Source organism: Paracoccus aestuariivivens, assembly GCF_009711225.1.
Lineage (GTDB): Bacteria > Pseudomonadota > Alphaproteobacteria > Rhodobacterales > Rhodobacteraceae > Paracoccus > Paracoccus aestuariivivens.
Genome location: NZ_WMIE01000023.1, coordinates 47,672 through 58,098 on the forward strand (window position 1 = coordinate 47,672; position 10,427 = coordinate 58,098).

Consider the following 10,427-nt stretch of genomic DNA (forward strand, 5'->3'; position numbering starts at 1 on the left):
GTCGCCTTGTGCTCAAGCCTTCTGGCGGGAACTGTGGTTGCATGATGCGGATTGAAGACCATTTTGACAGCGCCACGGCAGCGCGGGGCAGGGATTATTTCCGGCGCGGCTTCGTGCGGGACGTCGATGCCTTGCCGAATGGACATTTGCAGGCGCGGGTCGTGAATGACCGGGGCAGAACCTATAAGCAACATATCGTCTTCCAGGGCGGTTTGATCGACGGGCTGTGCTCCTGCCCGGTCGGCTATAATTGCAAGCATGTCGCTGCGGTGCTGCTGCAATGGGATAAGCGCGAAACCCCAGGAATTTCTGCCGCTTTGCCCATGGGGACGCGGAACTGGCTGGAGAGCCTCGAGAGATATACCGCAAAGCCCGATCCGGCTCCGAGCCGACCGCAGGAATACCCAGCCGCGGTCAAGGAACGCCTGCTCTATGTACTGATGGCATCGGGGCCTCAGGTCAAACTCGACATCTACAAGGGTCGGATCAATGCTGCTGGGACTGGGCTGAACCAATCCATTACCCGCTACGACGCCCTGCATGCGATGCGCAGCGCGGAACCAGCGAAGTTCATCCGCCCCTTGGATTTGGAACTCCTCGCGGCGTTGGCACAGGCGCGGCTTTGGGATGCTTCCTACAGCTATGGCCTGCCCGAACTTCTGCGTCCCAAGGGAGAGGACGCGCTCGCCCTGTTGCGCAGGCTTTGTGAGAGCGGGCGCTTCCTGCATGCCAACGCGCCGGATGCGCAGCTGCGCTGGTCAGACACCCGTCACGAGGCCAGATTGGGCTGGCGGTTGAGCCCGGATGGCAATCAGCGTCTGGGCTTCGAGGATGGGGCAGGGCAGGTCCTCGAGCTTTGTGCGCTCGAGGGGGCGACCATCTGGATCGACCGGCAGGGCGGGTTGATCGGCCATCTGGCCCAGACGCTCGATGAGGCTGCATTGCGGCTGGTTACCGCCAGCCCGCTCGTCACCTCACAGGAAGCCGCAGCGCTCGCCGTGGCCCTGCCCGAGGCGATTGCGGGCATAACCTTGCCGCCACCGCGCAGCACAAGGCGGGTGAAACGCGCATCCAGGACCCGTTGCGTCCGATTGATCCTCGGCGCCGAGCAGGCCAAGGACGGTCCGCGCGGCTGGGGCAATGCTGTGCAACTGCCGACGCTCAGCTTGGGCTTTGCCTATGACGGCATCGACGCGCCCGAGGACGGCACAGATCCGCGTTTTGTCGATGCCGGAGAACTCGTCAGCCTGACCCGCGATCCCGCTTGGGAAACCTCCTGCCGAACCCGCCTGCTCAACGCCGGGGCCCTGCCGGTCGAGGAATTGGAGAACTACTGGCCCAGCGAGCGTATGCTCTCCGGCGGCTTCGTCTTCGCCGATGGCGAGATGAGCCTGCATCGCGATGAAATAACCCGAACGCGCGACGCCTTGGATTTCGCGTTCGGTCTGGTGCCCGCGCTGCGTCGCGAAGGCTGGGAGATCACCGAGACGGCGAAATGGCCCTTCCGCCTGAGCCCGGAAGCGGCCTCGCTCTCGGTCTTCACCCGCAATGAAGCGGGCGAGGCCTTTCAGGGCCATGACTGGTTCTCTCTGGGCTTTTCGGCCGAGATCGGCGGCAAGGCGCTCGACGTCGCCCCCATGCTGGCGGCCTGCCTCGAGCAGATCCGCGCGGATTGGGACGAGGTGCCCGATCTAGAAACCCTGACGCGGCTCCTCGCCGAGCGGCCGATCTATCTCGATCGCGGCAAGGCTGGCTATGTGGCGCTGGACCTCTCACCTGCCGCACCGCTGATGCATCTTTTCCTGCGCCATCACGCCGAGTTAGGGGCGCTGCATCCGACCGATGCCGATGTGGCGCGACTGGCCGAAGAGGCGCTCTCCGGAAGCACGGTGCGCTTCGCAGACCATGCCGGCATTCTGCCACTGGCCCGTCATCTCGCGGCACTGGCCAATGCCGAAGAACTGCAACCGCCTGCAGGATTGAAAGCGCAGATGCGGCATTACCAGGCCTTTGGTGCGGCATGGATGAACAGCCTGCTGACGGCGGGTTTCGGGGCTGTGCTGGCCGATGACATGGGTTTGGGCAAGACTGTCCAGACCCTTGCGCTGCTGCAGGCCCGTCGGGAGGCGGGGGCAAAAGGCGCGGCGCTGCTGATCGTGCCGACCAGCCTGCTGCATGGCTGGCAGGCGCAGGCCGCGCAATTCACGCCGGAACTGCGCTTGCTCACCCTGCATGGCCCGGAGCGCAAAGGCCAGCGCGAGCAGATCGACGAGGCAGATCTCGTCATCACTACCTATCCTTTGCTGGCCCGCGACCGCGACTGGCTGGCCGGGCAGGAATGGCCTCTGGTCATTCTCGACGAGGCCCAGACTCTGAAGAACCCGGCCTCGCAATTGGCCAAGGCGCTGCGCGAGATCCCGGCGCAAGGGCGCCTCGCCCTGACCGGCACGCCGATGGAAAACTCGCTGCAAGATCTCTGGACGCTCTTCGACTGGGTCCTGCCCGGGCTTTTGGGCGATCGGAAACGGTTCCAGACCCTGTTCCGCAGCCCGATCGAGAAACATGGCGATGCGACTGCGCAGGCCCGGCTGAACCGCCGCCTGCGCCCCTTCCTGTTGCGCCGCACCAAGGAGCAGGTGGCTGCGGAACTGCCGCCGCGCACCGAGATCCTCGATCTGGTGACGCTGCCCAAGGCGCAGCAGGCGCTTTATGAGACGGTGCGCAGCGCCATGGATCAGCGCGTGCGCGAGGCCATCGACGCGCGTGGGCTGGCCGCGGCCCGGATCACCGTGCTCGATGCCCTCCTGAAACTGCGGCAGGTCTGTTGCGATCCGGCTCTGGCCAAGACCGAGGCCGCGCGTTCGGTCAGTGACAGCGCCAAGCGCCAGCGGTTGCGCGAATTGCTGGCCGAACTCGTCGCCGAAGGCCGCCGCGTTCTGGTGTTCTCGCAATTCGTCGAGATGCTGAACCTGATCGAGGCCGACCTGAACGCTGCCGGAATTGCCAGCCTGCGCCTGACCGGCGAGACGCGCGACCGTGCCGACGTGCTGGAAGCTTTTTCCCGCGGCGAGGCCGCGGTCTTCCTGCTCAGCCTCAAGGCCGGAGGCGTCGGACTGACCCTGACCGAGGCGGATACCGTGATCCTTTACGATCCCTGGTGGAACCCTGCGGTCGAGCGCCAAGCGATGGATCGCGCGCATCGCATCGGCCAGACCAAGCCGGTCTTCGTCCATCGCCTTGTCGCCGCCGGAACGGTGGAGGAGAAGATCCTCGAATTGCAGGCCCGCAAACAGGCCCTGGCCGATGCCCTCTTTGATGAGACGGGCGATGTCGCCTTGCCGCTGCTTGATGAGGCTACGCTGCAGGATCTGTTCGCGCCCTTGAATTGACCTTGCCCCGTGATCCCGGACTGGGTCGCACTGCAGGTCTATACCGTGCAGGTGCCTGCCAAGGCGCACGCCCTTCTTATTTCGGCGGGCCATGTGTCATTTCACCACTCCGAATTGCGTGGCGAGCCGTTCTATGTGCGGACAATACCGCGCTTTACCATGCGGATATGGGCCTCTGGTGGGAACATGCCGAGTATCTGGGATGCCGAGCAATGAGATATGGCGAGCAAAAACCTAGCCTAAAAGGTAGGCATATTTACGGTTGCAAATTCCCCTTTCGGAGATAGCGTCAGAAAAAAATCAACGAGGGATAATGGTTTACGGTATCCGTCTGCATGTATGGGGCCAGACTCTTTTGTAATTCTTGAGGTTTCAAGAAGGACGAAGCTGGCATGTGAAAATAATTGAAGAACGGGACAGAGAAAGAAGTCGAATGAGAATCGTTAACGAGTCTGCATCACAAGATTTGTCAGGTGGAACACTCTTTCCCAATCTCTACCCCGAATATGGAGACTTTAGCACTATCCGCTCCAGCAGCGATTATCTCGTTTCATCGCTGTCCCTCGGTACGATGACCGAGGCGTTTCTGCAGGTTTCTGATGGAGCAGTGCAAGACGTCGACACCTTCGTTATGCATCTGGATGCGGGCGACACCTATCAGATCGTCTTTTCGAGCGCAGAGACCGAGCAATTTCTCAGCAACCGTGGGATGACCGTCTTCGGGGCTGACGGGGATTACGTTGCCCTCATTCTGAATAATTATGGCAACACATTCTCTGCCACTGGAACTCTGACCAGTCTGACCTTCACGGCCGAGACCAGCGGCGACTACCTTTTGTTTTCTAGTTTCTACGCAGGTTCCGTACCGGTCACTGCCTCTTACGGGCTGACCTTGGAGAGAGTTGAAGATGTCACCCCGTGGGACATATCCCTTAACCGAGACGGAATGGGTGCCAAGGCCATCATTGCTTCGGGCGACGAAACCATTGCTGCCGGCGCCCGGATCACCATGTCGCTGAGCTTCGCGACATCCAATGTCACCTTCGACGATGTCCGCATGCTTGTCTCTGGCAGCATGTCGACCGGGATGTCGTCTAGCAACCATTCGACCACGATCTGGATTACCATGTCCCCCGCCCAAGCGGTCAATATGCGAGACCTGCTTGAGGTCAGCTTCACCGGTGGCGGCAGTGCGGGCTCGGTTGAGGTCTCAAGCGTTTCGGTACAGGTCGCTGGCGCATCGACCATCGTCGATATAGGCGAGCCGGTCTCCACCCCCGGTCATCAGGTATTAACTGGGACCGCCGGGAATGAAGTGCTGTCAGGTGATATCGGCAACGACAGGCTGTCAGGCCTGGCAGGCGATGACACTCTGACAGGAGTGGCTGGAAATGACACGCTTAACGGTGGCGCGGGCCGCGACCGCATGATCGGCGGTCAGGGAAATGATGTTTACGTTATCGACAACGCGTCCGATATCGTTCTCGAATATGCGAACCAGGGCACGGACTTCGTGCAGAGTACCATCAGCTACAGCCTGGCGGGCAATGTCGAAAATCTCACCCTCCTCGGCACAGCGGCGCTTTCCGGAACGGGCAATGCGCTTTCCAATTTGATCAACGGCAATGCCGGCAACAATCTCCTGAGCGGCCTCGCCGGGAACGATACTCTCAATGGTAGGCTGGGAAGCGACCGGATGTCCGGTGGCACAGGAAATGACACCTACATCGTCGATAACGCCGGAGATGTGGTCATCGAGGCTGCAGGTGAAGGTATTGACCTCGTCCAAAGCGCTGTCAGCCATGCTCTCCGCGTCAATGTGGAGAATCTGACACTGCTGGGAACCGGCAACCTCGCGGGAAGCGGCAACGCCGCCACCAATCTGATTACCGGAAATGCCGGCAATAACCGACTGAGCGGTCTTGCCGGAAACGACACGATCAATGGCGGTTCTGGCAATGACATCCTTGACGGCGGCGCGGGCACAGATCGCATGTCCGGCGGAGCTGGTAACGATGTCTACCGCGTTGATGCCATAGGGGACCTCACCCTCGAGTTGGCGGGCCAAGGCACTGACCTCGTCCAAAGCGCTGTCAACTATGCCCTCCGCGTCAACGTGGAAAACCTGACCCTGCTGGGAACAGGCAACCTCGCGGGAAGCGGCAACGCGACCGCCAATCTGATTACCGGTAATGCTGGCAATAACCGACTGAGCGGTCTTGCCGGGAACGACACGATCAATGGTGGTTTCGGCAATGATGTCCTTGACGGTGGGCTCAACAATGACCGGCTCAATGGTGGGATCGGCAACGATCGGCTGATTGGCGGCGCGGGCTCCGATCATATATCAGGAGGGGCCGGTGCAGACAGATTCGTGTTCGTCTCCCTATCTGAATCGACGGTCGGGGTTGCTGGACGCGATACGATCACCGATTTCAGCCGGGGGCAGCAAGATCTAATCGATCTCAGTGCGATAGACGCCAACTTTGGCCGAACTGGTAATCAGGCCTTCAGCTTTATCGGTGACGCCGCATTTACGGGGCAGGCCGGTCAGCTCTCGGCGCGGACGGTCACTGGAGGCACGCTGGTCTCCGGGGATGTGAATGGCGACCGGATAGCCGACTTCGCAGTTCTGCTGGATGATCGGCTTAATCTTGGTACCGATTGCTTCATCCTTTGATTCTCTTGCGGCGCGCTTCGGCGCGCCGCCTCAGCTGGGCGGATCCTCGTTATTCCATCTTTCTTCGCACGCGGCTTGCGCTTACCTCGCACCCAAAATGTAAGCGAAGGATTTCAGGCCCTTGGCGAGAAACGCCTGCTGCTGCTATTCTGGCCTTCCTTGGGGTGCAGGATCCAGATGCGCGATCTTGAAGATCAGATCGATGTGTTTCCGCGCGAGATGGTGCTGCGGCGGATCGATCCCGGCCGCAATATGCGCCGCTTCTATCGCCTCTCGGTTGAGCCTGATCTCTTCGGTGGTGCCAGCCTGGTGCGGGAATGGGGCCGCATCGGTAGGCCAGGGCAGCATCTGAGCGAGCCGCATCCGGATGAGGGCCAGGCGATCAATGCCTTACTGCGCCTTGCCGCCACCAAACGCAGGCGCGGCTATCAGGCCTGAACACAAACTTGCGCCAGCGCAGACGGGACTGGGCAAGCCACGCGAAACGCGACCCATCCGATCAGGCAGGCTTAACCGTCCCGGCAGGCCTGGCTCAGGCTTCGACGGAGAGTTTCGCGAGCGCTTCCGAGAGGTGAATCGGATCATGTGGCAAATCCACGTCGAAAAGCTTGTCGGCGAGTTGGCGGAGCAGCACGATCTCGGTCGCCATCACCGACGCCACCTTGCCCTGTAGCTTGGTGAGATCGGGCCCATGCAGGACCGTATCGAGTTCGCTCAGCGCGCTTGCGGCGCTGGTGATGTCTTTGAGGATCTCGGCGCGGGTCTGGTCGTCGAGTGGCAATGCGTGGCTTCCTTTTCTGGTCTTCGGCGCGGCAAATAGTCACGCAAAGTCCGGGTGACCATGACGCAACGGAACGTTCGGCGGATTCTCGCGGCAGCTTGTCGTTGAAACCGGCGGAGAATTGCCCCCGCGAGCCATGGCCGCGGCACTCATTCAGGGTAGAAGGCCAAAAGGCGTCGATTTCTGCTCGACCTGACGCATGCCCGTTCTCGTTTCGGCGGCGGAAGCGATCGGATGAAGTTTCAATGATCCAATGAGACCCGCGCCAAAGGCGCGGCCCGAGCCGGGACATTGTCGGTGCGGCGGATCGACCGGGCAGAGCCCGGCTCACCACCGCGCCGCGGTCCTTTCCAATCCTGATTTGTCCGCCTCGCATCCCCGGCGCGGTCGGATCAATGGGCAAGCGCCGCGCGTGACGCGCGTCGTCGCGGGACCGGGCCGTGTCCTCGCGCTTGCGCCGCTGCGGGCCGCACCACCCCGATCCCGCGACCCATGACCGCCCGCGCCGGGGCCACGGGCAGGGCTTTGCCCTTCCCGCTCTGCCCTCCGGAAAACACGGGGTTTTCCAGAGACCAGACGGAAAGGCTCCGCCCAAAGCGGACAAGGGGGCGAGAGCTTCAAGGCCGCGACAGCATTGGAGGGCCGAAGATGGCATTCGATCTTTATCAGCAGGTGACCGACAGCATTATTGCCAGCCTTGAGGCGGGCAGCCCGGCATGGCGCAAGCCCTGGACCGGCGAAGGCAGGGCAGCGCAGATGCCGCTGCGCGCCAATGGCGAGGCCTATCGTGGCATCAATGTGCTGATGCTTTGGCTCGCGGCATCGGCGCAGGGCTATGGCAGCGCTTACTGGTTCACCTATAAGCAGGCCGAGGCCGCAGGCGGTCAGGTCCGCAAGGGCGAGAAAAGCGCCACCGTGGTCAAATATGGCACCCTCGCACGAGAAGACGAAGACAGCGGGGCCGAAAAGCGCGTCCCCTATCTGAAGAGCTACCGCGTCTTCAATGCCGATCAGATTGATGGCTTGCCCGAGGAGTTCCATGCCGCGACCGCCGAACCTGTCCGCGATCTCGGCACAAAGCCCGATCCGCGCCTTGAGGCTTTCTTTGCCGCGACTGGGGCGGATATCCGCGTGACCAATGAACCGCAGGCCTATTACGACCCGCAGGCGGATTACATTCATATGCCGCCGATCTCGAGCTTTTATGACGCGGCCGGATTTTATGGGACCCTTGCCCATGAGGCCTGCCACTGGTCTGGCCACGGCTCGCGCCTCGACCGGCTCAGCCGCTTCGCCGAGCGCAAGGCCTATGCTTTCGAAGAGTTGATCGCCGAGATCGGCAATTGCATGCTCTGCGCTCAGCTTGGCCTGACGCCGGATTTTGGTCAATCGGCGGCGTACCTTGAAGGGTGGTTACGCGCACTTCAGGATGACAAGCGGCTGATCTTCAAGGCCGCGACCGAGGCCCAGAAAGCGGCAGATTTCCTGCTCGCTTGTGCCGGTACGGCAAAGCCGTTCGACCGAGGCGAGGCCGCCTAGCGGCCCGCGATCTCCCCGCCAAGTTTCGGCCTGTCGCGTCCAGCGGCGGGCGCCAACAGGGGAGCGGAAAATCCGGATGAGCCGGATTTGCACCTGCGACACCCGCGCCGGGCTCGAGCCGAGCCGGTCGCGGTCAATAACCCGCTGGCGTAGACTTCGGGGACATCGCGTGTTCGCGCCCGATCAAAAGCGTCATTCGCTTAGGCTGCCACTTGCCGTTACAGCAGCTGATCGTGTTGGCGCACCGCGCGGCAGGCTGCCGTCCGGCCGTCCTGGCATGACGCACGCAGTTCCGACGGGGTTTTGCCTTTGACCGATCCACCGGATGAGCAGGCGCTTATCGCCATGATGACGAGGACGAGGCTGAATTTGGTCATGAGTTTCCTTTGTGTATACGGGCGTGAGGGTGCCCGGTCGCTGACCGGAGCGACCAGCGCCTTCCGTGATGAGGGCGGTTGACGTCGTCTCGACGCAGATCTTGCAGGGTGCCCCTTGCTCGGAGGCGCGGTCAATATCCCGCCCGGGTCAGGAATTTGTCGAGATGCGCGATCACCTTGGCCCGGACCCAGCGCGACAGGGCCGGGGTCAGCCCGGCCAGACCTTCGGGATCGATCTCTTGGCACAGCCGGGCATGGGCATCGCGGGACAAGGTGATCGAGCTGTCAAACCGATGCGCCGATTGCTTGGCCCGCTCGGCCGGGATGTCGCGATAATCGATCCCGGTCTCGAGTGCCGCGACAAGCTCGGGGCGCAACTCTGTCATCGCGCGGCGGAGTACGGTGCCGGTCGGGCAGCGCGCCTTCTCGGCCCAAGCTGCGGCGCGGGCGACCAGCTCATCAGGCAGGCGGTAAAGCACCCGGATTGTCACCATCTCCTCGCCCGCGGGCCGCAACCCGCGTGTCAGGGCGGGGGTGGCACCCGGTCGCGGGGCTACGCTGCGCTTGCGCCTCGGCGCAGCTTTTACCGCTTCCGCTTCTGTTGATTGCAGCTCGATGCTGGTTCCACCTGTCGCCTCGGTTTCGGTTTCGGTCTCGGTCTCGGTCTCGGTCTCGATTGAGGGCGGAGGCGCGAGCGGCGAGGTCGCCGGATCTTCTTTTGGCCCTACCGGTGCTTCAAACCCCAACCGCCGGCTGAAGCCGGGATCGGGGGCCGAGATCCGGCCGGGCAGTTTGAGCTTGGCCATTACTCCTCCTCCCGGATGGTGCGGTCGAGCTCGGCCAGGACCTCGTCCATTTCCTGCAGCGCAGTCCCGAGGTGGTTGGCGACGCCGGGGTTCTTGGTGCTCTTGCGGATCTCACCCAGAAGCCCCTGGCAGTCGAGCCGGGTATACATGGCCCGGTTCATCACCACCTCGCCCAGCACCGGCATATTGCGGATCACCTTCTCATAGATCTCATGCTCGGCGGCAGAGCGAGAAAGCGGTACGCGATTGAGCAGCACCCGGAAGGGCGGCAATTCGGTCGGATCCTCGACGCGGGATTTGAGCCGGACATACCAGAGCCCGGTCTCGAGGCTTTCTTCATAATTATTCGCCGAGAGCATGCAGGGCGCGATCAGCAGATGCGAGATCAGCGCGAGATGATCCTGCGCCTCCGAGCCGCCACCAAAAGTATCGACCAGGATCAGATGCTCCTGGTCGGGCTGGGCGAAGATCGCGCTGATTTCCTCGATCACCTGAGACGCCGAAAGCGTCGGGATGACCCGGACCAGATCATTCCAATGGCCCTGAGCCTTGGCGCGTTCCATCCATTTCCAGCTGCTGCGGCTTTCGTCGGTGTCGAAGATCGTGACGCTCTCGCCACGCTCGGCCGCCGCCGAGGCAAGTCCCATGATCAGCGTGGTCTTGCCGCAGCCACCCTTGCGGTTCATCGCGGTGATGACACGAATGCCATTCTGCATCACCTCTCCTCCCGGTGTTTGTCAAAGGAGTTGTCACTCGTCTTCGTTTTCAGGCCGCGCGTTTTTCGTCGCCGCCCATGGGGCCTCCTCCGCCAGCTTTGTGGTTGAGCGCGTCGTCGGCCCCATGGTGATCGCCGCG

General features: G+C 62.2%; 8 protein-coding genes. 4 read left to right on the forward strand and 4 right to left on the reverse strand.

Translation table 11 applies throughout. The annotated features are described in order from the left end of the window. Window positions 1–41: 41 nt before the first annotated feature. From GL286_RS19840 to GL286_RS19850, 3 genes are all read left to right on the forward strand, one after another. Window positions 42–3,389, forward strand: coding sequence for a DEAD/DEAH box helicase (locus GL286_RS19840; RefSeq protein WP_155097310.1), 3,348 nt, complete (start codon window positions 42–44; stop codon window positions 3,387–3,389). Between the two features lie 433 nt (window positions 3,390–3,822). After that, a complete protein-coding gene (locus tag GL286_RS19845) occupies window positions 3,823–6,069 on the forward strand; it encodes a calcium-binding protein (RefSeq protein ID WP_170295318.1) in 2,247 nt (748 codons plus the stop codon). A 177-nt stretch (window positions 6,070–6,246) separates the two neighbouring features. After that, window positions 6,247–6,507 carry a WGR domain-containing protein gene (locus tag GL286_RS19850; RefSeq protein ID WP_155097311.1) on the forward strand — a complete coding sequence of 87 codons (261 nt, stop codon included), beginning with the start codon at window positions 6,247–6,249 and terminating at the stop codon, window positions 6,505–6,507. A 94-nt stretch (window positions 6,508–6,601) separates the two neighbouring features. On the opposite strand, the gene GL286_RS19855 is transcribed toward GL286_RS19850, so the two are convergent. Next, window positions 6,602–6,850 (reverse strand): hypothetical protein, encoded by a 249-nt coding sequence (locus GL286_RS19855; protein WP_155097312.1) that lies wholly within the window; start codon window positions 6,848–6,850, stop codon window positions 6,602–6,604. A gap of 648 nt (window positions 6,851–7,498) precedes the next feature. On the opposite strand from GL286_RS19855, the gene GL286_RS19860 reads away from it, so the two are divergent. After that, window positions 7,499–8,389, forward strand: a complete 891-nt coding sequence (locus tag GL286_RS19860) for an ArdC family protein (RefSeq protein ID WP_155097313.1) — start codon at window positions 7,499–7,501, stop codon at window positions 8,387–8,389. A gap of 218 nt (window positions 8,390–8,607) precedes the next feature. Here the strand turns inward: GL286_RS19860 and GL286_RS19865 are convergent, their stop codons facing one another. The 3 genes from GL286_RS19865 to GL286_RS19875 all read right to left on the reverse strand — a co-directional run bounded on the left by GL286_RS19865 (window position 8,608) and on the right by GL286_RS19875 (window position 10,288). Next, the gene (locus GL286_RS19865) at window positions 8,608–8,766 is read right to left on the reverse strand and encodes a hypothetical protein (RefSeq protein WP_155097314.1); all 159 of its coding nucleotides are present in this window, start codon (window positions 8,764–8,766) and stop codon (window positions 8,608–8,610) included. 131 nt (window positions 8,767–8,897) lie between these two features. Continuing rightward, window positions 8,898–9,572 carry a hypothetical protein gene (locus GL286_RS19870; protein WP_155097315.1) on the reverse strand — a complete coding sequence of 225 codons (675 nt, stop codon included), beginning with the start codon at window positions 9,570–9,572 and terminating at the stop codon, window positions 8,898–8,900. Continuing rightward, the gene (locus tag GL286_RS19875; protein WP_155097316.1) at window positions 9,572–10,288 is read right to left on the reverse strand and encodes a nucleotide-binding protein; all 717 of its coding nucleotides are present in this window, start codon (window positions 10,286–10,288) and stop codon (window positions 9,572–9,574) included. Before GL286_RS19875 ends, GL286_RS19870 begins: the two co-directional genes overlap by 1 nt. Window positions 10,289–10,427: the final 139 nt, after the last annotated feature.